The following is a 25,662-nucleotide window of genomic DNA, read 5'->3' as shown; positions in this document are numbered from 1 at the left end:
AAGTATTTTAATCATAAGCAATCTTTGTCTGCACATAACACCAAATAACAAGAACACCCTATTCCGCAAGGGCTTTCGCTATTAACACATCCATTATCTGCTGTGTTTCCTTGTTGTTTTCCTTATGTACCTCAAAGATAGTGGCCACCGGATTTACCAGTGCCGCATTAGGAGAGTCCTTATCCAGGGTTGAAAACTTTTTATTTATCACATCTTTAATTAATGAAATGGCATCGGGGTATCCCAGGAACAAAATATTATCTAAACGCACTGTATTTAACAATAGATTTACTTCGTATTCACAACCTTTATTTTTTTCCGAAAAGCCCCTCAAATCCATCAGCACCACATTGGCTGTTACAACCAGCCGTTCTACCGTAAGCTTCCAGGTATTGTCATAACAAGACATGGGTTTTTCTTTAAATGTATTGTCTAGTTTTACCGGTTGCATTTCCAGTTTGTTAAGCTCTTTCTCTAGTGCAACCTTATCACTCACAAAATTAGACTTCAGGCGTTTAACACTAATAACAATAAATATCAAAGCCCCAATAAAAAGTAAGAACAGAAATGGGCCAAAAGGAGAACCCGAACCAGAATCGGACATAGAGTTCTCTATTTGGGTATAGACTAAAAATAACAGCACAATAAATACAGGAAACACATGGTTAAACCTTCTTTTCCAATAGACCTTGTAAAATGATGGGTCTGCCACAGTAAAGTACGCGCCAAAATGTTTCCAGAACCTGGCCAGTCTTGAAAAAGTAAACATAGAAGTTTTATTGATCAGGAATACCCTTAGAATAAGAAGCTTAAGATTAGGGCGTTTTTTAGCCCGGCCCCTGACTCGCAATATTATAACAATATGCAGCAACACCGGGAAGAGCATCGTCAACCCTTCGCTTGTAAGACCTGCAATGGTGGCAAAGGCACCATTCACAAAAGAATTCAACAAGACTACTGCCGCCAACAACATATACCACCTCGACTGAAATACCGCAAATACAAATTTCCACAACGGAGATATTAGTCCAAATATTCCTTCCTGGTAGGCCTTAAACTGATGTCTGAAACCAATATACCTCATAACTACCCAAACAAGGAAGAGGCCCAAATACAGAAAATAAAACATTCCCCGTTTTAATGTCTCTATATATAAGCCTTCGGCATTTTCATACCCGGTAATTAAAACGTAATTCTCGTATCCGGTGAATGCCTCCATATAAACAATTAAACCTGCTATGGCATAGATTACAACAATTAGCAAATCGAGCTTAAAATGCTGGGTCATACCCTTTTTGGCTCTGCTAACCATTGTTTCTCTGTCTACCGCGGTACTGCTAAAATCTGCATTGGTATCCAGCATATTAAAGCTGATGCCTGAGCTGTTTTTAACTTCAGGAGTGTTGTTTTCCTTTTCCTCAATAACTGCTTTCTCGGAGGCAGACATCATCCAGTGGTTCATCCTTTTAAGTAAGAAGAACCTGGAAACATAGGCAATACCTATCGCAACAAGAATAAAAACAAATCTATTGCCTAATCCGGTTTCAGGATCCTGTACCATCATATTGGCAAAAAATGAATATGATGCATTAATAAAGTTTGGTGGGTACATGCTAAAGAATTATGGTTGGTTGAAGTTTGTTTTCGATTTTTTGAAGATAGGAATTTTAATGAAAATGAATGAATATGCAGGCTTTCGTTCTCCTCTCAGAAAGTAATCCTCCCATAGTTATAGTGCATACTGCTATTCTAAAGAATATGGCCATAGAAAGAAATAAATAACCGCAATTAAAATAAAGATAATAACCGCGGCACAACCCACAAAGAAGCAACTTTTATATACTTCTTTGGTCCTGACTACTTCTTCTCTCATACAATCTAGAATTTATGCGTTAAGATGAGCCCCTTATAAAAATTACCTCGAGATAATGCTTCATAACAGAATGCTACTCATAAGGGTAAAATTAATAAAGACTTCTTACTGCATTACCATATCTTAATCCGCTCAGATTCGGGTTTGTAATTCTTATCCCCAGGTTGAACATCAAAGGCTTCGTAAAAGGGGGTGAAATTCATCAGAGGTCCGTTAACCCTCCATATTGCAGGAGAATGAGGATCGGTGGTTACATAATTTCGCATAAACTCATCTCTGGTCTTTACCCTCCAAATTCTGGCAATAGATAAAAAGAAACGCTGATCCGGGGTGTAACCATCAATGCGAGTGGTGTCTTGCCCCTGTGCGGTCATTTTAAAAGCATCGTAGGCTATTGCTATCCCGCCAATATCTGCAGTGTTTTCACCAACCGTCAGAGCTCCTTTAAGATGAACACTATCCAGGACAGAAAATGAACTGTAGCGGTCTATCACCTGCTGAGTTTTCGCTTTAAATTTCTCATAATCTTCCTCTGTCCACCAGTTATTGACATTTCCATCTTTATCATACTGGGCACCCTGATCATCAAAGGCATGGGTAAACTCATGGCCAATAACCATTCCTATACCGCCGTAATTAATAGCATCATCTGCGTAAAGGTCAAAATAAGGATCCTGGAGTATCCCCGCCGGAAATACAATCTCATTTCGAGGAGGATTGTAATAAGCTGTAACTGTGGGCGGGGTAGTCCCCCACTCTTCTTTATTTGGGGGTTGGTTAAATTTCTTCAGATTATATTGGAAATTATTCTTCTGCAATGCCACCACATTTTCAAAATAGGTGTCCCTGGCAATGGCCACCCCATCATATTCTCTCCATACATCGGGGTAGCCTATTTTCTTGGTAATAGCATACAATTTGTCTTTAGCCTTTAATTTGGTGCTATCGCTCATCCAATCGAGCCGGTCTATCCTTATTTCAAAAGCCTTCTGCAGGTTATCTACCAGTTCATTGGCCCTCTTTTTTGCATCTTCGTTAAAATACCTTTGCACGTACAATTGTGCCAGGGCAAACCCTATCTGACGATCCACATTTTGTGCCATGAGCTCAGCACGGGTCTTTTGTTCGGATTGGCCTGTTAATACTTTAGAGTACTCAAAACTGGCATCCTGGAATGGCTTGCTTAAAATATTGGCATAGTTGGCAATGGTATTGGCCTTTAAATAGGTCTTCCAATTAGCAAGCGGCACAGATTTAAGCATGCTATTTAACCGGTCATAATAAGCAGGCTGTTTCATGTCTATTGAATCTGGTGATACACCCAAATGCCCAAACAGTTGATCCCAACCGATGTTCGCCTGATTTTGATTTATCTCTGCCAGTGACATCTTATTATAATTCTCTTTTACATTCCGGCGTTCAATCCTGGTTTTATGAGCATCCGCTAACTGCTCCTCAATTGCATAAACCACCTGGGATTTCTCTTTGGCGGCCTTATCTCCAACTAGTTCAAAAAGGGTTGTAAGGTACTGTTTATAAGCCTTCTGAATGGCAACAGTAGAAGAATCTGTTTTAAAGTAATAGTCCCTGTCTGGCAATCCAAGACCAGACTGTACAACATGCAAAATATTAATGTTGCTATTAGCATTATCCGGAGAAACGTATGGCACTACTATAGAATAATCACTGGCCAGAAGCTGATTGGCTACAAAACGCATCATGCCCGGAACATCATCAACAGCATCCAATTCTTTTAAGCGTGGCATAATTGGCTCATGCCCGCGTTGGTTAATACCCGTGGTATCCATTCCGGAAGCATAAAAATCTCCTACCATTTGTTCCTTGCTCCCAGCTACATGCTCTTCTGCAGACAGTTCTTCCAGAATTTTCTGGAGCAGTTTCTTTTGAGGAATATTTAAAAATCGGTATGCTCCCACCCCAACCTGGTCATCCGCGATCACCGCCTGGTCATACCAGGATTTATTTACATGTTCAAAGAAATTATCTCCTGGTTTTATGGAAGGGTCTATTCCGGAGAAATCTATTTTTTTTAATTCGGGGGTACTTTCTTTTTTGCAGGCACCAAGCAGCACAAGAAATAATGCGCAGTATAGAAGATGTTTCATAAAATAATGTAGTTTTCACAAATATAGCTGATTTTTCAAGTAGCGCTAATGCATTATGTTGCATCAAGAAGCAACAATGCTCATTTTTTAAAAGTACAGCCTCATAGAATTTTCCTGATAGCTATAACAGCTTTTATTGTATGGAAGGAATGCTATTTATTAAATATGCTGTTTGGCATATTTTGAAGGTAAAATCCCGAATTTATCCAAAAAGCATTTGGAAAAATAAGACGGACTTCTGAATCCGGATTCGGAAGCAATTTTGGAAACATTGCCAAATCCTTTGTGTAATAACCCCAGGGCTCTTTGCAATCTATACTCCCTGATGAAGGTGTTGGGGGATTTCCCAGTTAATTTTATGAGTTTTCTATACAATTGTGATTTGCTCCAGCCCATTTCCGCACTCATCTTACTCACACTAAAATTGGGCGTATTCCAGCTCTTTTCAATGTATTCCATTAGTTGGTCTAAAAATCGCTCCTCCCACTGCTTTAAAGTCCGTATGAGTTCCTGATCTATAAGGGCATTTTTATTCTCCTGTTCATAAGCCCTTTTTATTGCGGAAGTTATAATGAGCTCTCCCTCAACCACGGCACACATCCGGGAGACCCTGGTTATAACTTCAGGCATGGATTTATTACTTTTCTTTTCAGCCTTGGCGGCACTTATTCCTATTTTTAATTTTCTATCCCCAGGAAACACTTTTGGCGTGATATACTTATAATTTGCCTGTATTTTTAATGCACATAGAACTGCATTGGTAACCGATGTAAACAAAACCAAATAGGTGTTATTTTCTTGCCGGACTATTCTTCCTTTAAAATGATCAAAAGTTTTGGAGACGCTTTTATGAAATTTTTGTGTAAAGATGTCGAACTGGTTGGCCTCGAGCCTGTTCAGATAATTACTGGTCTCTAACCACATAAAAATCTGTATGGGCAGATCATCCTGTTTTAGGGAGGGATGTAGCTGGACGTCTAATCTGGCTACTTTTTCTGTATTTCCCGATCTTGAGTCCATCTTATCTCCCTTATTGATACCTTTCTATTTAGTCTTTTACCAAATTTCTTTGAATATTATCCGGCACTGCCTCAAAGGAGGAGAACACAGAATTAAAGGTGGCCTTACCCTGTGTCAGAGAACGCAGGTTAGTAGAATATCCATACAATTCTGATTCCGGGGTGGCACACTTTAATATCTGAAAGCGATCACTGCTATCTATTCCCAGGATGACAGATCTTCTGGATTGAAGGTCTGTCATAACATTGCCTACCATTTCCTCCGGAACCTTTACTGTCAGTTCCCGAATTGGCTCTAACAGCTTGGGCTTGGCATTAAGAAAGGCCGCCTTAAAAGCATGAGCCCCAGCAATTTTAAAGGCAATATCATTAGAGTCTACCGAGTGCATTTTACCATCGTAGACCATAACCCTGACATCTCTGATATAGGAACCAGTTAGTGGGCCAGATTCCATTACCTCAAGAATTCCTTTCCTAATCGAAGGCAAATACCTTAGATCTATTACCCCTCCCACAATACAATTGTAGAATATTAATTTTCCACCCCATGGAAGCTCTATTTCTTCTTTACCTCTGATATTGAAACCCTGAGGCTCTGGCATTCCCGGGTGCCAGGGTTCTATCTTCATATGCACCTGAGCAAACTGCCCTGCTCCCCCAGATTGCTTCTTATGCCTGTAATTAGCCGATGAAGAGCGCTTAATGGTTTCCCTATAAGCAATTCTGGGCTTTTCAAATCTGGCCTTCACCCCGTATATATTTTCAAGGGCCCAATCTATGGTCTGTAAATGCAACTCTCCCTGGCAGCCCAGTATCTGTTGTTTTAATTCTTTGGAATAGGAAACAATTACCGTGGGGTCCTGACTGTGAATTTTCTTCAAGGCATCACTCAATTTTTCTTCGGCATTTTTATTTATGGCAAAGACAGATTTTTTTGTTCTGGGCTCAGGATAGGCTATCGGTTTTATCTTTAATTGATGGTTTTGCTCGTACAACGTATCATTGGTTTCTGTATATTTTAGTTTTAAGGTTGCACCAATATCCCCTACGGTAAGTTTTGAAACAGGCTCTCTTTTTTTACCGTCCATAATAAACAACTGGTTCAGGATTTCTACCTCACCTGTTCTAGAATTAACTAATTTGTCGTTTACTTTGACTTCCCCTGATTTTACCTTGAAGAAGGTTATCTGCCCCAAATTGGTCAGATGCACTGTTTTAAATACAAAGAGAACGGTTGGTGCTTCTGTAGCGCGCACAACTGTTTTCTCTTCAACACTTTGTTCGGGTTTCAAGTCTGCCGCAGCTGGGGCAACATTATCAATAAAACCCATTAATCTTCCACTTCCCATGTCTTTAAGGGCCGATACACAGAAGACAGGAAAAAGCTCATGGTTAAGCATTCCTGCTTTGATGCCCTGCCTCATTTGGTCTTCGGTCAGGGTACCGTTATCAAAAAATAATTCTAAGAGCTCTTCGTCATTCTCAGCCGCTTTTTCTACCAGTTCATTGTGTAACTGGTCTGCCAGGGCTTTCTGGTCCTCAGGAATGGGAAACTTTTCGGGTTTTCCTCCTTCTTTTGAAAACTTATAGAGCTTCATTTTTAAAACATCTACGATGCATTGTGCCCCATCTACCTTAAGTGGATACTGAATTTTAACGGCGTTGTTTCCAACCAGAGCTTTAATATCCCTGAAACTGTCATCAAAATTGGCATTCATATGGTCTATTTGGTTCACCACAAACAGCGTTGGCTTGTTAAAATGGTCTACATAATTCCATATTATTTCTGTACCGATCTCTACTCCATGACGTCCGTTGAGTACAGTGACTATTGTATCGGCCACTCTTATAGATGAAAGTACTTCGCCAATAAAATCATCAAGGCCGGGAGTGTCTATGATATTAATTTTGTAGTTACGCCATTCGGTATGCAGGGGGGTAGCAAACACCGACGTACCCCTCAGGTGTTCAATTTCATGATAATCCGATACCGTATTTTTGTTTTCTACCGTACCCCGTCTGTTAATCAGTCCTGCCTCAAACACCATGGTTTCGGCAAGGGTGGTCTTTCCACTGCCGTGGGCCCCTACTAATACAATATTCTTTAGATGCTTATCGTCAAATACTTTCATAGTCAAACATATTTGCGGTTATACAAGTTTGTTTAGACTAATAAGATAAAGATAAAAGCATTTTAGGGCAAATAATCTGCTATTAAAAGCAACGGTAAACTACCATGTTTTAATAAAAAAAGGCCCAAACAGGACCTTTTTAGCTTCTTTTAAATTTAGTGATGATTATAATTTAAAATCTTCGGCCTTAAAACCATTGTTAAATTTAATATCCTTAAAGGTGTAGATGCCATTCATTTGATATTCCCCTTGCTCATTTGGCCCGTAGGATTTCCGCACGGTAGACAGATATATCCCATCAACTTGTTCGTATTCCAGCGTCATTTTTAAAATGGGTTTGTCAATACCCCAATCTGGCAGTGAAAAAAAGAAAAGATCTATCAAATGGGTATTTGGGTTAAAATACAAGATGTACTCGTCGTTCTTTTCTTTCTTAGTGATATCGGCATCATACATTAAACTTACTTTATCATAGGAAATATCCCCTATTTTTTCGGTTCCTAAATAAGTATAGTTTGTTCCGGGATCTTTTAATTTATACATCATAGTAAACCAGTAAAAGTTTACTTTCCGCAAGAATACTGTACCCGCAATGGCCTTTTCATCTGTAATGGCTTTCCCATCTAATGTTAAAGCCGGTTTGCCATGAACCAGAGATTGGATTGCAAGGCCTTTTTGATTAGGAAGTACATTTCGTGCGTGTTCTTTATAAGCACCCCAGGAATGTTCCCCGTTAAAAATATGGCGCTCGGTAGAAACATCTCTCCCTGCGTCCATATTATCATAGATATAAGTGAATTCTACATCCTTTTTTGAGGCGATTTTATGGTACCCCCCATTTACCTCAGTTAAGGCATCCAATAACGCACTGGACTTATCGTCTGCCTGCTGGGAATTCACCACCAAGGTAAAACACAATAGTGTTACAAGGAATTGAATTTTCGTAATTAATTGTTTTGGTTTTGTATTCATTTTTTTAATTTTTATTCGGTTAATAAGAATTAATCCTGGCTTTCAATTCCTATATGTCGTAAACCCATTCTTCTTCTTTCAAAATATAAGTAAATAGTGGTAGTTTTAGGCTCTCCGATCTATAAAGCAACTACAATTTTCCCCACCGTTCTGCCCGTTTCCTGTTGTTTATGTGCCAGCGCCATTTGGTCGAAAGGAAAAGTTTTGAATATATGGGGCTTTAGTACCCCGCTGACCAGCATATTCTTAAGTGTGTTCATATCATTGCCGTTAGATTGCACCATAAGATTTGACACATTCACATTTCGTTGTTTTGCCTTCTCCATAGTTTCATCAGAAATAACAGGACTCATTATTGAAATTACTGTTCCTCCATTTCTAACCACCTTGACCGAGTTAAACAAGATATCCCCACCAAACATATCAAATACAAAATCCAGATCGCCTAAGATATCATGAAATACCTGCGTTCTATAATCTATATGCTCATCGGCCCCTAAAGCCATTATAAAGTCTTTATTCTTTGCAGAACTGGTACTTATGACATAAGCTCCCAAAGCTTTAGCAATTTGTATGGCAAAATGCCCTACACCACCAGATCCGGCATGTATAAGTACCTTGTCTCCTTCACCTACCCTGCTCTCCAATACCTGTAATGCGGTTAATGCGGCCAAAGTAGTAGCTGCTGCTGCTTCAAATGAAATGCCCTCTGGTATTTTGGCCAGATGTTCTTGCGGAGCTGCTACAAATTCTGCATATGCGCTGCCTGCCCCCGGGAAATTCACCATTCCAAAAACCTTATCCCCTGCCGTAAACTGAGTAACATTTTGCCCAGTAGTTTCCACGATACCGGCAATATCCCAGCCCAGAATAGCCGGCATTTGTTCCCCATAAATCCTTCTTAGCATATCTTTATTAGCACGCACCTTATAATCTACCGGATTAATAGCAATTGCTTTCACCTTTACCAGTACTTCATCTTCTTTTACTTCTGGTGGCTTTATATCTTTAATGACCAGGTTTTCCGCTGCTCCGACTTCTTCTAATATTATCGCCTTCATATTACTAATTTAAACTGTTTAAAGTATAGTAGTAAAAGTAAACAGAGAATTACAACATTACAATACTGGCCAACCGGATAATACTAAAATGTTGCCTGCTACCATGTTATAATCCGGGAAGCATAACAGGAATTATTATTAAGGTCTTAATAATGTACCAGCAAAGCTTATAAAAAAAATGTTGAAGTCTGTATTTAATTAGTAAATTAAGCCTCAAAACCAAGCCGCTTTGCATTAATGGAACAACCAACCAATAACATGAAGAAATTTGGAACTTTTGGTGGGGTATTTACACCTACCTTACTCACCATTCTTGGGGTGATAATGTACCTGAGGTTGGGCTGGGTTGTAGGTAATGCTGGCCTTCTTGGCGCTTGGATGATTATTATAATTTCCTTTCTGATCACCTTGTGTACGGCCTTATCTATGTCTGCCATTACTACTAACATAAGAATTGGAGCCGGCGGGGCCTACGCTATTGTCTCCCAGGCTTTGGGGCTCGAAGTTGGAGGTAGTCTGGGTATTCCCAGGTATGTTTCTCAGGGATTGGCGGTCACCATGTATATTTTTGGTTTCAGGGAAGGTTGGATGGGGATCTTTCCGGATCACAACGCTTTTTTAGTTGATATCATCGTCTTTGGAGTGCTTTTTACCATTGCCTATATCAGCGCTAACCTGGCCATTAAAACCCAATTCATAATTATGGGGATCATATTCCTGTCGCTAATTTCTATTATAGTTGCGGCCTATTCGGGGTCTATGGAAATCCCCGCAAGTGATGCCCTTAGCTGGGGATCTTTTAAAGGGTCTATAGAAAATAAATTCTCAGGGAGCAGTTTTTGGATTGTTTTTGCAGTCTTCTTTCCGGCCGCCACGGGTATTATGGCAGGAGCCAATATGTCTGGAGAACTCAAAAGCCCCAAACGCAGTATCCCTAATGGGACACTATGGGCTATTGGAGTCAGTTTTGTAATCTATATGTTGTTAGCCTTATGGATCTCCAGAAGCGCCACGGAAGATGAATTGTTGAATAATTATTACGTCATGGTAGATAAGGCCTACTTTGGACCACTAATCATTGCTGGTATCCTGGGGGCTACCTTTTCATCTGCCCTGGCTTCAATAGTGGGGTCTTCCAGAATACTATTTGCCATGGGAGAACATAAAGTACTTCCCTTTTCCAAATTCCTGGCTGGTCAGAGCAGCAATGGGCAACCACGCAATGCGATGATGATCACAGGTATCCTCATTTTCTTAACCCTACTGCTACGAAATTTAAATGCGGTAGCTCCCCTGGTGACCCTTTTCTTCCTGATCACCTACGCCATGATCAATATTGTGGTAATCATAGAACAGAAACTGGGGTTGATCAGTTACCGGCCCGTATTTAAGATCAATAAATGGGTCCCATGGTTCGGGCTAATTTCTTCGATTTTCGCAATGTTTATTATCAATCCGACCGTTAGTCTTATATCCCTGATGATTGTCCTGATGGTCTACTGGTACTTGTCGCGTCAGAACCTGGAAACCCCTTTTGAGGATGTACGTTCAGGAATATTTGTCTCCTTTGCAGAATGGGCTGCCAAGCATACCTGGGCCATGAAAAATATGCAGCAAAGGGCCTGGAAGGCTAATTTAATGGTGCCAGTAAGGGATGTAGATGGCCTGAAAGGTACTTTTGAATTTTTACGGAACATTGCCAGGCCAAAGGGGTCGATAAAATTATTGGGGATTGAACCCTCATCCGAAACAAGTACACTGGCAGAGGAATTGGAAGCCATTTCTGAATCGTTCAGGCAAAAAGAGGTGTTTTCTACTGCCTCCGTAATTCATACATCCGAGTTTGCCAAAGGGATCAATTACGGAAACCAGGCACTACAAGGGGCTTTTTTCAGGCCGAATATCGTCTTTTTAAACCTTCAAAATCATGACGATTACGAAAATGAGTTAAGACCTGTGATGAAAGAATCTATCCGTCTGGAAATTGGTATTCTTCTATATCTGTCGCATCCAACCGCCTTGCTGGGACAACGCAATACCATTAATGTTTGGGTGAGCGACCGAAGAACCAAATGGGATCTGGGTTGGGATATTGGCAACCTGGACCTGTCCATACTAGTGGCATACAAACTAAAGATGAACTGGGGGGCACGTATACGACTAATAACAGTGGTGGCTGATCCCAACGAGGAAGAAAATGCCAAGGCATTTCTCAACTTGCTAATTAATTTGGCAAGGCTGCCACAAACCCTGACCGAAGTACATGTAGGCGCATTCAAAGATGTTATACTAAACGCTCCTGCTGCAGATCTGAACATTTTTGGAATGGATGAAGATCTTAAATTTGAATTTGTGAAAGAGATGTCCAAAAAGACAAAAAGCAGTTGCTTGTTTGTGAGAGATTCCGGGCACGAGAGTATTCTGGCTTAGTTCCAGAGGAGAAACGAATTGTATTCTACCTATACCTTATCTGTTTAGGATGTTTTCGACATTTTTGATTGTATTCTGAACAACATTATGCTTTCAGCTGACCAGAATTCCATCCGAATTATTATTTTTAAGGGCCTATAACTTTTAACCAAAGTAATAGCACCGACCAAATCCCACTATTTCAATGCCAAAATATTACTACCGAGCAATACTAGTTTTATTCTTTATTCATACTGCCGCGATATCACAAATATCTGTGGCCAGGCAGTGGAATGAAACGTTACTGGAAGCCATACGAAACGACTTTGCACGACCAACAGTACATGCCAGGAACCTGTTTCATGCTTCCATTGTCATGTACGATTCATGGGCAATTTTTGACGATAAAGCGGAGACCGTTTTTCTAGGAAAGCGTTTTGGGAATTATTACTGTGCCCTAAACGAAATACAGGACCCTGCCAATATTGATGATGCTATGCATGAAATGATGAGCTATGCCCTATTTCGACTATTAAATCATCGTTTTTTAAATTCTCCCGGGGCTCTGGAGTCCCTCCCTGCCTTCCGGAATCTTTTTGAGTCTTTTGGCTATGATATAAATTTCACTGCCACAGATTACAGCGATGGTTCCTATGCTGCCCTGGGTAATTATCTTGCCGAACAGCTGATAGCATTCGGACAAACAGATGGCGCCAATGAATCAGAGGATTACGCCTCGCCACAATATACTCCTGTTAATGAAGGCCTGCTGCTTTCTAATTATGATGATAACCTCCTAAACGATCCCAATAGGTGGCAACCCTTAGATTTTACGCTCTTTGTGGATCAGAGTGGCAATGTCATAACCGAAAGCCCCACCTTCCTAAGTCCGGATTGGGGGCAGGTTATTCCCTTTGCGCTTAAAGGTGAAGATTTACAGAAATTAAACAATGGCTTTGATAGCTATGTCTACAATGATCCGGGTGCACCCTACCCTATTCAGAATTCTGATGAAGACGGGATAGATGACCCTTATAAATGGAATTTTGCTCTTGTTCTTGCCTGGTCTGCCCATTTAGACCCAGATGACACTACATTGATAGACATCTCACCGGCCAGTATCGGGAACACTGCGCTGATAGATTTCCCAACAAGTTTTGAAGAGTATAAGACGTTTTATGATTTTACCAATGGAGGGGATATCGGCATAGGACACGCTATGAACCCGGTTACAGGACAACCCTATGCACCCCAGATGGTAAAAAGGGCGGACTATGCCAGGGTATTAGCAGAATTCTGGGCCGATGGTCCTGACTCTGAAACCCCTCCCGGACATTGGTTTACTATTCTGAATTATGTCAATGACCATCCGCTGACTGTTAAAAAGATAGGCGGAATGGGTGACACCTTGTCTAATTTGGAATGGGATGTAAAATGTTATCTGGCACTTGCCGGAGCCATGCACGATTCGGCCGTTAATGCATGGGGCATAAAAGGCTATTATGACTATATCCGGCCAATTTCTGCCATCAGGTATATGGCTACTAAAGGTCAGAGTACCGATGCTACTTTGCCCGGTTATGATCCTCATGGATTACCGCTTATACCAGGGCTGATAGAGCTGGTTAATCCGGGAGATCCTCTTGAAGGTGCCGGTGGTGAAAATATTGGAAAGATAAAAGTATTTGCATGGCAAGGGCCCGACTTTATTCCAGATCCTGAAACTGATGTTGCTGGTGTCGACTGGATATTAGGAACCCACTGGTGGCCATATCAGCGGCCTACTTTCGTAACTCCACCTTTTGCGGGTTACGTATCAGGGCATTCCACATTTTCAAGGGCTGCAGCCGAAGTAATGACACTGCTAACGGGGAGCGAATTTTTCCCTGGTGGAATGGGGACTTTTGATATCATTGAGAATGATTTCCTGGTGTTTGAAAACGGACCAACACAGAACATGACTTTGCAATGGGCCACCTACCAGGATGCTTCTGACCAGACCAGCCTTTCCAGGATATGGGGCGGTATTCACCCTCCTATAGATGATATCCCGGGAAGACTTATCGGGGATAAGATAGGAAAGGATGCCTTTGCCCTGGCCAATAATTATTTTGAAGGCATAGCCCCCAACCATTTTTTACTTACAACAATTAGTGAAAGTTGTGTTGACACAGATAATGGAGGTGTTGAAATTAAAGCGCTTGTAAACGGAAACTATGTGGCGGTTGTGGAAGGCGCGGAATATACTTTTATGGAAACACTATCGATAGACAACCTGAGTCCCGGTAGTTATGAGGTATGTATTTATGAAGCTTCTGATCCTGACTCTCAGAGCTGTTATTGGGTCACCATTGACGAATTAACCCCAATGGACGTTAGTTCAAAAATGTATGATTATGGCCAGAGTACCAAGCGTACTTTGAACTTAAATGTGGATAGCGGCACCTCGCCATTTACAGTGGAAGTAAACAAAAAAATAATCGGAGTATTTCGTAATAAGGAGATTAGCCTGAACGTGTCCGAAGGAGATGAAGTGGTAGTAAAAAGCAAGCTGGCCTGTGAAGGCACCTTCGAGATCACCATCCCATTTGGTGAAAAATTGATGGCCTATCCCAATCCAACCACCTCGGTTATCAAAATTCTTCTGAATGAAGTTGAAAATGGCCCTGTCCCTGCTCTTGTTTACGATGCTACTGGCAGGTTAATTAATAAGGGGAAAGTAGAAGTCAATAACAATACCCTGGAAATGCCCTTACTGCAATATCCTAATGGTATCTATTTTATAAAACTGCCTTCACTAAACAATAAGGTATTTAAAGTTTTGAAACAATAAGGCAGCTTATAGCACTACCTCTTTCCTCTGGCCATTAAAAATGTAATTTCATTCCTTCGTGGGTAGCGGCAAACCCAAGTTTTTGATAGAACGCTATAGCTTTAGGTCGTTTCTTGTCTGTGGTTAGCTGAAGTACATGGGCCTTTTTTTCTTTTGCCCTTTCTATGGCCCACTGAAACATTTTTACTCCTAATCCTTCTCCTCTATGGGCTTTATGTATCCTCACCGCTTCTATCTGGGCCCGAATTCCGCCCCTATAAGTTAAATACGGTATAAATGACAGTTGTAGAGTGCCAATAACACTGCCATCCTCGCTTTCGACCACCATGAGTTCCTGATTCTTATCCGCCTTTATATGTTCAAAAGCTCTTAGATACGTATCGGGTATTGGCAGTTGATAATTTTCACGTTGTTTTCCCAGCTCATCATCTGCCAACATGGCAACAATAGATGATACATCTTCTGTTCTTGCTTTTCTGATCTTCATATAGCCAAAATTATTAAATCTGTCCGGTCTGCCAAATCGGGGACATTACATTAAGAAATGAAAAAGGGGGAGACAATTTTAGTTCAAAGAACTATAAGTCGTATATCATATACAACAAGGTAGAGAACAAGCCATAGAGCGACCGTTCGAAGAATAATATAGGTAGGTTCGGTAAATGTATGGGGCAAAAAAGGATTAATCCTTCCTTAACATCGCACTTAATAAAAAGCCAATAAATACTCCTACATTAACAAGAATAAATGCAACCAGGTATGTCATATTGTTTAATATAGTTCCAACTTACGTTGGAATTTACATTCCAGAACGCAAGTTTACTACAACTATTATTAATTTTAACAAGTTTTCGACCAAGCGGTAAATAATTTAACAAGCATTTAGAAAAATAGCGTCAATAATCTCAATTCTGAGGCTAATTCTGATAAATTATTCGCATAAGATTAAGGTGAAGGCACAAAATTAACCAGATATCCCAGGTCCTTACCATCCTCCGCCATGCCTTTCATTGGACTATCAGAAGTTAGGGAATAATCATCATTTTCAGGGTCCTTAAAACCAGGAAAATAACCCGTGTTTGATGTTCCCTCAGGTACAGCAAAACCATTGCTGAAATTGGAGAAACTGTATTCTATATTTAATTCAAAAGGGCCAGAAGTACCTCCTCTTTTACCCGGGCCATCATGGTAAACGGCAAGGTATTTTGCACCGATGCCATCTACTATTGAATTTTTAAATACGACTCCCTTATTAGGTTTGTCTACTTCCCATAACCTGGACCAACCACCTGCAAATGTACAGTGGTCAATAGTCAGGTTTTTTGTTTCATACAGCTCGCCTGGAAAACTATACCCAATGGCCAGGGGCGAATAAGGTGATCCTTTATTTATAAACAAACAATTCCGGATTTTGGCATCTACTGCTGCCGAAGTGTAACTATCTGAATAAATATGTTCGTTCCAGCCTTTTGAAACCACTCTGGTATTTATAAAGACCGTATTCTCAATGGTCACATATCTGCTTCCATTTGCAATATTAGCCTCGTGAACCTCAGAGCGTTGATCGAAATCAGTATCTTCCAAAATTCCGTTTTTAAAGGTAATATAAGTACAATCCGGAAATTGAGTTTCTATTTTGGAGTTCCTCACATAGAAACCATCAAACAAATGATTTGTTGCCGGCTTTCCTTCATTGGGTTTTACTACAATCCCGTGGCCCGGAGATACATTTCCCTCAGATCGTATTACTTTGGTGTTTTTAAAAATACCCCCTTCAGTATTTGAAGAGACCAGAAATGCATAGTCTGTACCATTGCCATCTGCCTTTGTATGAGCGGTATACGGGCCAACCCCCTTTTGAGTATAAACAGTATTATCATATCCCCTCGGATTAAGGGACTTAATTAATTTAATCCCTTCTGCACCTGCATCCAGTATAAAGCAATTGCTAAACTTTATATAATCGCCTTCCAGAATGAGTCCCCAACCAGAATAGGCCCCGTTAGGAAAAGATGGACTAAAATTTTTCAGATCAGACGGATTGTGCGTTCCGGAAGTTGAAGAATATATATTGTCTACCACGGCATTATGACCACGAACCTGAATAGGTCGGAAATAGCCATAAAACTGAAAATTTCTTAAAACCAGGTAGTCCACATGAAATTGTAAACCGTTTTCTTCATTGGGTCTGCTATCTGTAATTGTTCCGATAATTGCCGGCATTTCTGAAGGATCTATTGCATTTTTACCACCTTGTTGCAAACTGTTACCCCCTCTAGCCACAATATCTCCTGGTTTGTTTTTATACCCAATAAAAGATATGGGGTTACCTTCTACCCCATCCTGGTACATGCTTTGTTGCACAGCTCCATAATTCCCGGCCCTTACATAGAATATATCACCTGGGGCTGCATTACTCATGGCATGCGCAAGGCTCCATGGGTTTTGCTCACTTAATCCATTGTTAGCACTATTGCCCAAAGCACTCACAAAATACGTCTGGGAATACAGGTTCTTCTTTTCTTCGAAATTTAAGACATCCCACTGCTGTTTGGATATATAGCACGAATAATGATCTTTATTTATAATCTTGTTTAAATAAGTATCATAATCTATAAACTGGGTATCGACAAATCCATTGATTGCAAATATTAAAGTAATGAGCAATTCCTTCATTTTTTTGGATTACTTTTTTCTGAATACATCAGGCGCATAAGAAATGGCCTGATAAGATGTGTGCAAATAGCATTCCAAATTAAAAAAAATAAATGGCTTAGGCAGACAAACTTGCCAATGAGCACCAGGCAACATAACTTCTAGAGCATTGGAGAGGGGAGTTATAAATCTAATAAGTAAGAAAGCGAATGCACCTTTCCCAATCATTAATTGCTGTCTTTATTTTTGATAAGGAACTAATACTCTCAGGTTTAGATTGCTTCATTGGTTATTGAAGCCGTCGCTATAAATATTTTTGAAGGTGCTTCTTAAAGAATGCGGCACTGTCTGTAATGCTCTGCATAGAATTAACAGCAAAATTTCCTCCTTGTTCCAGGTAGTAGTATTCCAGACCTGAAAGGGGCTCTGCATATGGAATTATCTTGGTATAATCTATTGAGCCATTACCCAGTTCAGTATAGTCCCTGGTAACCTTATCCATGTCCTTTATGTGCCACATCACAAATCGGCCAGGCTGTCTTTTAATCAGGTCTATGGGTTTTCCCGGATAGGAATGTACTGCCCAGTAAAGATCTAATTGCAACTTCACCAGGTCGGGATCTGTTTCTTCAAGTATAATGTCGTACCCATTTTGTCCGTTGTGGTCTATAAATTCAAAATCGTGATTGTGATAGGCAAATCCGAGACCGGCTTTATTTACTTGTTCTCCGATGGTATTAAGTTTACCGCTAAGAAGTTTAAATTTTTCAATTGTCCTGTTCTCAGGGTCTAGCCATGGCCAGGTGATATAACTTTGTTCTAAGGCTAAGGCACCTTCTATACATTGGTCTACATAACGCTCCAATTCTGATGCAGATTTCAGCAAAAAGGGATGAAATCCGTAATGCCCACTTGTAGTGGTTAAACCAAGATCGTCTAATATTTCTTTAAACCTTGCCGATTTAAAACCGTAGTAACTGCCGTTATTTTCATCGTAACCATAGATTTCCAAATCCTCATAACCCAAAGCTTTCACTTTTTTTAATGTCCCAACCGCATCTTTGGCCATGGCATCTCTTATGGTAAAGAGTTGTAGTCCCATTTTGTATTTATGAGCTGGTTTAATTGCAAAAGTACTTAGAGGAAGCATCGTTGCCGATAGCAATACCCCGGATTTTTGCAGAAATGATCTCCTCGGTATAGGTTTGTTCATATTGCTTTTCTATTTGAAGTACCTAAGATAGCCAAATTCCTTATCTTACTGTATACTCTTTAGTTCGTTGAAATGACAGACACAGGCTTACAGCTGGCTAATTTCTTTTTCTACGTTTTCCATACCGTACTGATATTTTTTAATTTATTTGGATGGATCCCGGCCAGAACACGGAAACTTAACCTCATAACCCTTTTGGCAACTTTTGCCTCCTGGATCATTTTGGGGATTTGGAAAGGCTGGGGATATTGTTTTTTGACAGACTGGCATTACGATATACTCAGAAATCTGGGGGAACAAGATTTACCCAATAGTTATATTGCCTTCCTTGTAGAAAAATTGAGTGGTTGGTTACCAAACGCAGACCTGATTAATAGCCTGACACTTGGCCTGGCACTATTAGCATTGGCTTGTTCTCTCTGGGTGAATTGGAGACGGTCAGGGCGGTGATCAGGGAAAGCAAAAATGTAATGAAATGGGCTCAATGATTATTTCCATGAGGCGAATCCCTATCTCTTGTCCGAAAAGCGCTGTTTATTTATCAGGAACTTTTTTAATTGCAGTATTCCTTTAATGTTAACCTTTTGGTGACTTAAAACACTAAAGAGTAGAACCCTTAAATATTCTCCGATGAAAACATTAATTATGAAGTACGACCTAAGGAGCTTATCCTACCATACAGAAGATGGCTGGTGCCTGCAAAGGTGTTTTGCAAATCGTGGAGCTTTCTGGATACAGCTTACTACATTGCATTTGAGTTAAGAATTATATTCTGTTATAAAGAACGCCAGCCTTGTGTGTTGCTTACCGAATTGCCAAGACCTCCTCAACCTGATTTATTTCTTCGGAAGTCAGGATGATATCCCCGGCTTTGGCAGTTTCAATAATCTGTGATGGCTTTCTTGCCCCTACGATTGCCGAAGTCATCTCCTTTTTTCTCAGCACCCAGGCCAAGGCCAGTTGAGGAAGTGATATGCCTTTTTGTTCTGCTATATTTTTTAACCCTTCTACAATCTTCAGATGAACAGATAATTGTGGTTCTCTAAAAAAAGGATGTTTTGTACGCCAATCTGTTTGGGGCATTTGTGCAACTCTATCAGCACTGAATTTTCCAGTAAGTAATCCGGCCTGCATCGGGCTGTAAGCAAGAATTCCGATCTGGTTTTCGCCGCAATAGGGAATGATCTCCTCTTCTATTTCCCTTCGCAGCATACTGTAAGGAGGTTGAAGAGATGCTATTGGGTGAATGGCCTGGGCACGTTTTAATTGTGCCAGATTGAAATTGGAAACACCACCATATCTTACTTTTCCTTCTTTTATTAACTCGCTAACAGTTGCCCAGCCTTCCTCAATTTCCTGGTCCGGTTCTGGCCAATGTATCTGATATAAATCAATTACTTCAATCTGCAGCCGTTGAAGACTTGCCTCTACCTCTTTCCTGATACTGTCGGCTTTTAAAGATTTACCTATGTCCCTGCTATCGCCTTCCCAAACCCGTCCGCATTTGGTTGCAATGAAAAGTGAATTGCGTATCTCTTTAATAGCCTTTCCTACTACGGTTTCAGAATGTCCATGGCCATATATGGCGGCAGTATCTATCCAGTTAATTCCCTGATCAATAGCTGCCCTTATGGCATCTTCAGAAGCTTTATCTTCCTGTGGACCCCATCCAAAATTCCAGTCTCCCCCACCCATAGCCCAGGTGCCTAATCCTATGGTAGAAAGTTCAAGTTCCGTATATCCCAATTTTCGGTATTGCATAGTGGTATATTTTAATTTACATAAAAGTAGTTAACGCCGCGGAATATTGAAACCTTCAAATTGTAATTAGAACAAACAAACAATTTGCTTACCCTAATTGATATCTTTGTAAAACCTATGAAAAAAGAGCATTATCACTTTAAGGTATACAAGCCATTTGGGATGCTTAGTCAGCTAAAATCTAACAATCATAAAGAGACAAGAACCAAGCGTTTCCTATCCGAATTGTACAATTTTCCGGAAGGGACCATGGCGATAGGTCGACTCGATGAAAAATCTGAAGGGTTGCTTTTTCTTACCACAGACGGGAAACGCAGCGATATTATTAACCGAAGTGGTATTGAAAAGGAATATTTTGCCCAGTTAGACGGTATAATTACCGAAAGCGCTATTGAAGCATTGGAAAAGGGAGTGGTAATCGGATTTGAAGGAAAGAAATACAAAACAAAGCAATGCAAGGCTACCCTGCTGCAAACTCCTCCTGATCTGCCCCTGCCAAACAGCAAATTACGAATAGGAAGACACCGGCCCACCTCCTGGATAAAAGTAGTAATTACAGAAGGTAAATTTCGACAACTACGGAAAATGACAGCTGCGGTAGGTTACCCTACAGTCAGACTCATAAGAACAAGAATTGGGAATACGCTGCTAAGAGGAATGCAACCTGGTGATGTATTGGCCGAAATTATAGATCAAATTGAAACTTAGTATAGCAAAAAAAAAGACCCACTCACATGGGTCTTAAATTATCACAAGTTTTTTCTATTATTTCCTGGCCTCTTTTTCAAGGGCTGCTCCACCCCCGCTATTGTAATGATTTACCATTTTAAGGAAGGAGGCCTCATAAGATTTATTTACCAGTTTACCTTGCTTTAGCTCTTCACTGAATTGATTGCGTAAGCCATAGAAATTGTTATCATAATTTTCTTTTACGATGGCATTGTCACCTATAAAATTCAACAGGTTTATATGAATCACATTTCTCGGGTTCTTATGCTCTTTTTTAATTAAAAGCTGAAAATTGTTTTGAATATAATCTATGAGGTTTCGGCGACCTTCAGCGCTTAAATTGGCCTCATGTGTTAAATCTGCCAATTCGTATGAGATTTTACCGGTAGTTCTGCTATACAATTTATATAGATCTATTTTGCCATCGGCTAGTTGTTCTACAATCATTCGCTTAGGCAGCATTTTCTTTACCTTCCCTGTAATATCCATGTACTTAATGGAACTGAAACGCTGTCCGTTGGCCAGTTCAAATCCTATTATTTCCTTAGGTTTTAATTTGATCTTTTTCTTATTCTTGACCTTGCCTTTTTTTAAGTACTTGGCGTGGGTCTTTGGAGTCAGATAAGTAATGCCGTTCTGGAATCTTTGTGGAAAAGCGTAATTCATCTGAATGAAGGCCGCTTCTTTTTTACCGTTTTTATGAATGACATCTCCTTTTTGATAGAGTTGCTGTGCCGATACATTGAACATAAAAAACTGCAGGGCCAGAATTGCAATAATACAGCTTGTTTTTTGACGCATAATTATATAGGTTAAGAATTGTGAATGTTATAACGCTGCTCAGAATGGCATTATTGTTCAATAAGGGGTATTAATGCTTGGTTATCAAGAATTTGCAACAAGCAAGCACTGCTTATAAAATTCAAATGGGGGTACTTTTAAAACCTGCATCTATAAAGCCCATAAAAAGAAGCGACAAAACTATTCTGCAGCTATGGCCTTTACCCTGCCGGTATAGCGCATTGGAAAACGCTGTGAACTATTGATCTGAATTTCAGATGTAAGATTTGGATATAAGGTGAGGGTTACATCAAAGGCCTCGGTTTTATTTCTAACATCAAACTTTATGGTATGCTTTAATGTTCTTTCATCTTTTACAGCTTCGTAATTCCTGGGAGTTCCTTGTAAAATAATCCCTGATCCTGCATTGTTATAGCCTCCACCTACCTGCCGCTCTCCAAAAAAGGGCAAGGAGGCATCTAGCTCCCCAACACTCATTCTTAGATGGTTTGAGGTTCCGATAATACTAATTCTATTGGCAGAGCTCCCTGGCGGCATTATTCCGGCATTGGTCACCTGGTTTAAACTATTGGTCATTAATGGTATTGCCCAATCCGAGTTAATTTCGAAAGATTTTTGAGCCACCCATTGATCTAGTTGTCTGCTTTGGGCAGAGGGTTCAACGATCTTATTCGAAGATCCACACCCCATGCACATCAGAATAAATAATAACAAAAGTGAAGATGAAATTTTCATAATAAATAGCAATTAAATTGAACATTAAGATACGTACAATTTCCCTGCCATTAATCTATTTAGTGATCAAAATTATTGTAATAAAATAAAAGAGCATTTGGCCTGCCGAATTTCATTTAACAACAATTTATGCCTTCGCACAGTAACAATATTCTATTCGGCACGTCTTTTGTATATAGTGTATAAGAAATCATCGTCATGAGAACACAAGTAATTAAATACGACAAACGCAGTTTGTATTACAGCGAGATAGACGGCTGGAGTATTAAGAGATACTACTGGTTGCGTTAATTCTGGCAACAGTAAAATATTGCGATTATCATAAGGTCCAAATTCGGAAAATTGTAAAGGAGATACTATAATCCTGAGCAATTCTCATACCACTATTCAGGACGTTTGCACTTTATCTAGAATTGCTACCATACATCTGATATTGTAAATAGATTGGATGCTTTGTGATACTTTTAACAGTATTATACAACACCCCTATTTAGTTGAGCATGCAGATTATTAAGTCCAGAGCCTGGATCATAGTTTTATTTTCTTTTTTACTACTGGCGGCTGTCCCCATCTTTCAGGGACCTGGTTTAACAAATGTATATCCGGTAGGCAATTATTTAAATGGGAATTTCCCCTCTTTATCGCCCTCTCCATTACCTTACAAACCAGCTTTTCCAAATCTGTCTTTTGATTCTCCTCTGACCTTCAATATGCACCCAACTCAGAATATCATAATCCTTGGGCAACGCGATGGAAAAATATACTGGTTCAATAATCAGGATCAGACCACTGATAAAAATTTATTACTAGACCTTTCATATGAGGTAGGTGTAGTGTGGGACGGAGGTTTTCTAGGACTTGCTTTACACCCAGATTTTGGTAGCGGCAATAATAGCTACATGTATACTTATTATACTACAAAAGATCAAAATGGGAATAACTTTCCCAATTCCTATACGGTTCAAAATTGTAATACCGAAGAATACTGGGGCAATCATTTAATGTTGACCAGATTTGAAGTAGACCCCGTTACCCTGGCAGTTGTACCTAATTCTAAAACCACACTATTTAAAGTAAGGATGTACGGGACTACCCATAGAGGTGGAGGATTACTTTTTGGTGATGATGGTTTTCTATACCTCGCAACTGGAGATCAGACAGAGTGGCCAAAATCTCAGGATATTGTAAACAATATAGACGGAGGGGTCTTAAGATTAGACGTGGATAAAGATCCTAATAAGAGTCATGCACCCACCAGACAAATGCCCGAGGATCACGGTTTTGCTGAAGAGGTAACCGGAAAAGAGTACTGGATACCAAACGACAACCCTTTCTTGAGTGCAAATGGTGATAACTTTGAAGAATACTATTCATTAGGGCATCGAAATCCCCATCGGATGACTAAAGACACTGAAACAGGTACTTTATATATAGGGGAAATAGGATTAAGTACGCACGAGGAGATTAACGTTGTCGCCAAAGGAAAAAACTACGGTTGGCCGGTATATGAAGGGAATGTAAAGAAGAATTTTTGCGGCAATACCCTTTATAATAATATGGCCCATGAAGGACCCTTGGTAGCCTTCCCCAGATCTGCAGCAAATGCTATAATGGGAGGCTATGTCTATAGAGGAACAGAAATTCCTGAATTATACGGGAAGTACATATGCGGTGACTACGGATCGGGAGAGGAAATTTGGTCTGTGGATGTCAATACGGGATCCTATGAATTACTTGGTAATTTTCAACCTAACAATATTATCTCCTTCGGTCAGGACAATCTGGGAGAAATTTATATTATGAAACAAGGGGTTTCCACTTTGTATAAACTGGTTCAAAAAAATGATGCCACTGATAATCTTCCGGAATGGTTATCGCAAACCGGGGCGTTTAGCAACCTTGCCAACCTCACTCCTGCCCAGGGTGTAATTGAATACGACCTTATAGAACCGTTTTGGTCCGATGGGGCAATAAAGAAGCGTTGGCTGGTGATTCCAAACAATGGTTCTTATAATACGGCCCAGGAACAGATACAATTTTCCGCGGATGACGTATGGAATTTTCCAGTTGGGTCAGTACTTATTAAACATTTTGAATTACCTCTAAATGCTCAAAATCCAAATAATACTAAGCGACTCGAAACCCGATTTTCTGTAAAAGGCGAAGATGGCCAATTTTATTTTGCAACTTATAAGTGGAATGCCGGGCAGACCGATGCACAACTTTTAGATTCCGGTCTGGATGAGACTATAAATATAATCGATGAGAACGGTCAGAGCCAACAGCAAGTATGGCATTACCCTAGTGAATCGGAATGCTTGTCATGTCATAATTCCGTTTCCGGAGGCACTTTAGGGCCTAGAACCAGGTACCTGAATAAAAATATAACCTATCAGGAAACGGGTATTAATGCCAATCAGTTGGTTACGCTTAGTAGCCTGGGTATTTTAGATGCGACAATTGTAGATGCGCAAACATCTGCTTATTTAACGGCTGCCGAATATGATTCCGGAGCTACTTTAGATGAAAAGGCCCGCTCATATCTCGACCTTAATTGTGCTTATTGTCATCGTCCCGGGACGGGAAACAGAGCTGAGTTCGATCTCAGACTAAAGAATTCTCTCGAAGAAACCGGATTACTAACAGCAGGATTCAGCTCCAATCTGGGTATTAGTGGCGCCGCAATTGTGGTAGAAGGAGATGCCTCAAAATCGCTCTTATACCATAGGTTAAATAGTGTAGATCCCAATATTATGATGCCGCCACTGGCTAAAAATGAGATCGATTCTGAAGCGGCTACAATGATACAAACCTGGATAAACCAATTAGGGCAAAGTGCAGACCTAACCCTTAATTATACCTTACAGGGAAGAGCAGATCACAGTACCAGCCTTGAAGTAAAATTGTACGAACAGGGAAGCAGTACCCCATTGCTACAATTTACCCCAACGGGTTCTGCTGGCGGTGTCGCAGATATTATGGATATTTTGCCAGGGACATATATAATGACGGTAAAGACCATTAATCATTTACAACGCGTTCAGACCATAACTCTTGTAAATGGTGCAAATACAGAAACGGTATCTGAACTAAATGCCGGGGATGCAAATAATGATAATTTGGTAAGCCTGGCAGATTTCTCCATTCTTTCACAAAGTTACAACTTGCAAAGCGGTGACATTAATTTTGATCCCAGGGCAGACTTCAATGGAGACGGCTTTGTGGTACTTAGCGATTTTTCATTATTATCTACCAACTTCAATACGGCCGGAGAAGAAATACCGTAATCTTAATGAGATATTCTTTTTAAGACCCTCCCCCTTCTTATATCCTGATTTAAGGT

General features: G+C 40.2%; 19 protein-coding genes. 6 read left to right on the top strand and 13 right to left on the bottom strand.

What is annotated here, in order from left to right; translation table 11 throughout:
* Positions 1–58: 58 nt before the first annotated feature.
* The 7 genes from J1G40_RS03400 to J1G40_RS03370 all read right to left on the bottom strand — a co-directional run bounded on the left by J1G40_RS03400 (position 59) and on the right by J1G40_RS03370 (position 9,183).
* Positions 59–1,612, bottom strand: a complete 1,554-nt coding sequence (locus J1G40_RS03400; RefSeq protein WP_265240995.1) for a hypothetical protein — start codon at positions 1,610–1,612, stop codon at positions 59–61.
* A 132-nt stretch (positions 1,613–1,744) separates the two neighbouring features.
* Complete coding sequence (locus tag J1G40_RS03395) at positions 1,745–1,873, bottom strand: hypothetical protein (protein ID WP_265240993.1); 129 nt, start codon at positions 1,871–1,873, stop codon at positions 1,745–1,747.
* Between the two features lie 113 nt (positions 1,874–1,986).
* Positions 1,987–3,999 (bottom strand): M13 family metallopeptidase, encoded by a 2,013-nt coding sequence (locus J1G40_RS03390; RefSeq protein WP_265240991.1) that lies wholly within the window; start codon positions 3,997–3,999, stop codon positions 1,987–1,989.
* A gap of 159 nt (positions 4,000–4,158) precedes the next feature.
* Complete coding sequence (locus J1G40_RS03385; RefSeq protein ID WP_265240989.1) at positions 4,159–5,019, bottom strand: helix-turn-helix domain-containing protein; 861 nt, start codon at positions 5,017–5,019, stop codon at positions 4,159–4,161.
* Positions 5,020–5,047: 28 nt separating this feature from the next.
* Entirely contained in the window at positions 5,048–7,150 is a 2,103-nt protein-coding gene (locus tag J1G40_RS03380; protein ID WP_265240987.1) for an elongation factor G, read from the bottom strand.
* Between the two features lie 165 nt (positions 7,151–7,315).
* Positions 7,316–8,122 carry a DUF6503 family protein gene (locus J1G40_RS03375; protein ID WP_265240985.1) on the bottom strand — a complete coding sequence of 269 codons (807 nt, stop codon included), beginning with the start codon at positions 8,120–8,122 and terminating at the stop codon, positions 7,316–7,318.
* A gap of 119 nt (positions 8,123–8,241) precedes the next feature.
* Positions 8,242–9,183 (bottom strand): NADP-dependent oxidoreductase, encoded by a 942-nt coding sequence (locus tag J1G40_RS03370; RefSeq protein ID WP_265240984.1) that lies wholly within the window; start codon positions 9,181–9,183, stop codon positions 8,242–8,244.
* Positions 9,184–9,441: 258 nt separating this feature from the next.
* On the opposite strand from J1G40_RS03370, the gene J1G40_RS03365 reads away from it, so the two are divergent.
* Complete coding sequence (locus tag J1G40_RS03365) at positions 9,442–11,613, top strand: amino acid permease (protein ID WP_265240982.1); 2,172 nt, start codon at positions 9,442–9,444, stop codon at positions 11,611–11,613.
* A 184-nt stretch (positions 11,614–11,797) separates the two neighbouring features.
* Positions 11,798–14,425, top strand: coding sequence for a T9SS type A sorting domain-containing protein (locus tag J1G40_RS03360; RefSeq protein WP_265240980.1), 2,628 nt, complete (start codon positions 11,798–11,800; stop codon positions 14,423–14,425).
* A 34-nt stretch (positions 14,426–14,459) separates the two neighbouring features.
* Here the strand turns inward: J1G40_RS03360 and J1G40_RS03355 are convergent, their stop codons facing one another.
* The 3 genes from J1G40_RS03355 to J1G40_RS03345 all read right to left on the bottom strand — a co-directional run bounded on the left by J1G40_RS03355 (position 14,460) and on the right by J1G40_RS03345 (position 18,293).
* Entirely contained in the window at positions 14,460–14,912 is a 453-nt protein-coding gene (locus J1G40_RS03355; protein ID WP_265240978.1) for a GNAT family N-acetyltransferase, read from the bottom strand.
* Between the two features lie 458 nt (positions 14,913–15,370).
* On the bottom strand, positions 15,371–17,101 hold the full coding sequence (locus J1G40_RS03350) for a DUF5123 domain-containing protein (RefSeq protein WP_265240976.1): 1,731 nt from the start codon (positions 17,099–17,101) through the stop codon (positions 15,371–15,373).
* A 283-nt stretch (positions 17,102–17,384) separates the two neighbouring features.
* A complete protein-coding gene (locus J1G40_RS03345) occupies positions 17,385–18,293 on the bottom strand; it encodes a sugar phosphate isomerase/epimerase family protein (RefSeq protein WP_265240974.1) in 909 nt (302 codons plus the stop codon).
* Between the two features lie 72 nt (positions 18,294–18,365).
* Between J1G40_RS03345 and J1G40_RS03340 the strand changes: the two genes are divergently transcribed.
* Both J1G40_RS03340 and J1G40_RS03335 read left to right on the top strand, forming a co-directional pair.
* Complete coding sequence (locus J1G40_RS03340; protein ID WP_265240973.1) at positions 18,366–18,743, top strand: DUF2784 domain-containing protein; 378 nt, start codon at positions 18,366–18,368, stop codon at positions 18,741–18,743.
* A gap of 180 nt (positions 18,744–18,923) precedes the next feature.
* Entirely contained in the window at positions 18,924–19,055 is a 132-nt protein-coding gene (locus J1G40_RS03335) for a hypothetical protein (protein WP_265240971.1), read from the top strand.
* A gap of 42 nt (positions 19,056–19,097) precedes the next feature.
* Here J1G40_RS03335 and J1G40_RS03330 read toward each other — a convergent pair whose 3' ends face one another.
* Positions 19,098–20,054 (bottom strand): aldo/keto reductase, encoded by a 957-nt coding sequence (locus tag J1G40_RS03330; protein ID WP_265240969.1) that lies wholly within the window; start codon positions 20,052–20,054, stop codon positions 19,098–19,100.
* A gap of 117 nt (positions 20,055–20,171) precedes the next feature.
* On the opposite strand from J1G40_RS03330, the gene J1G40_RS03325 reads away from it, so the two are divergent.
* Positions 20,172–20,762, top strand: coding sequence for a pseudouridine synthase (locus J1G40_RS03325; protein WP_265240967.1), 591 nt, complete (start codon positions 20,172–20,174; stop codon positions 20,760–20,762).
* A gap of 57 nt (positions 20,763–20,819) precedes the next feature.
* Here the strand turns inward: J1G40_RS03325 and J1G40_RS03320 are convergent, their stop codons facing one another.
* Positions 20,820–21,584 (bottom strand): hypothetical protein, encoded by a 765-nt coding sequence (locus J1G40_RS03320; protein ID WP_265240965.1) that lies wholly within the window; start codon positions 21,582–21,584, stop codon positions 20,820–20,822.
* A gap of 180 nt (positions 21,585–21,764) precedes the next feature.
* Positions 21,765–22,319, bottom strand: coding sequence for a DUF4251 domain-containing protein (locus J1G40_RS03315; RefSeq protein WP_265240963.1), 555 nt, complete (start codon positions 22,317–22,319; stop codon positions 21,765–21,767).
* Positions 22,320–22,819: 500 nt separating this feature from the next.
* Here J1G40_RS03315 and J1G40_RS03310 point away from each other — a divergent pair, with 500 nt between their 5' ends.
* The gene (locus J1G40_RS03310) at positions 22,820–25,606 is read left to right on the top strand and encodes a PQQ-dependent sugar dehydrogenase (RefSeq protein ID WP_265240961.1); all 2,787 of its coding nucleotides are present in this window, start codon (positions 22,820–22,822) and stop codon (positions 25,604–25,606) included.
* The last annotated feature ends 56 nt before the right edge of the window (positions 25,607–25,662 follow it).

Source organism: Muriicola sp. Z0-33 (assembly GCF_026126425.1).
Taxonomy (GTDB): domain Bacteria; phylum Bacteroidota; class Bacteroidia; order Flavobacteriales; family Flavobacteriaceae; genus JAFMPW01.
This window is presented reverse-complemented; position numbering and strand designations above follow the sequence as displayed.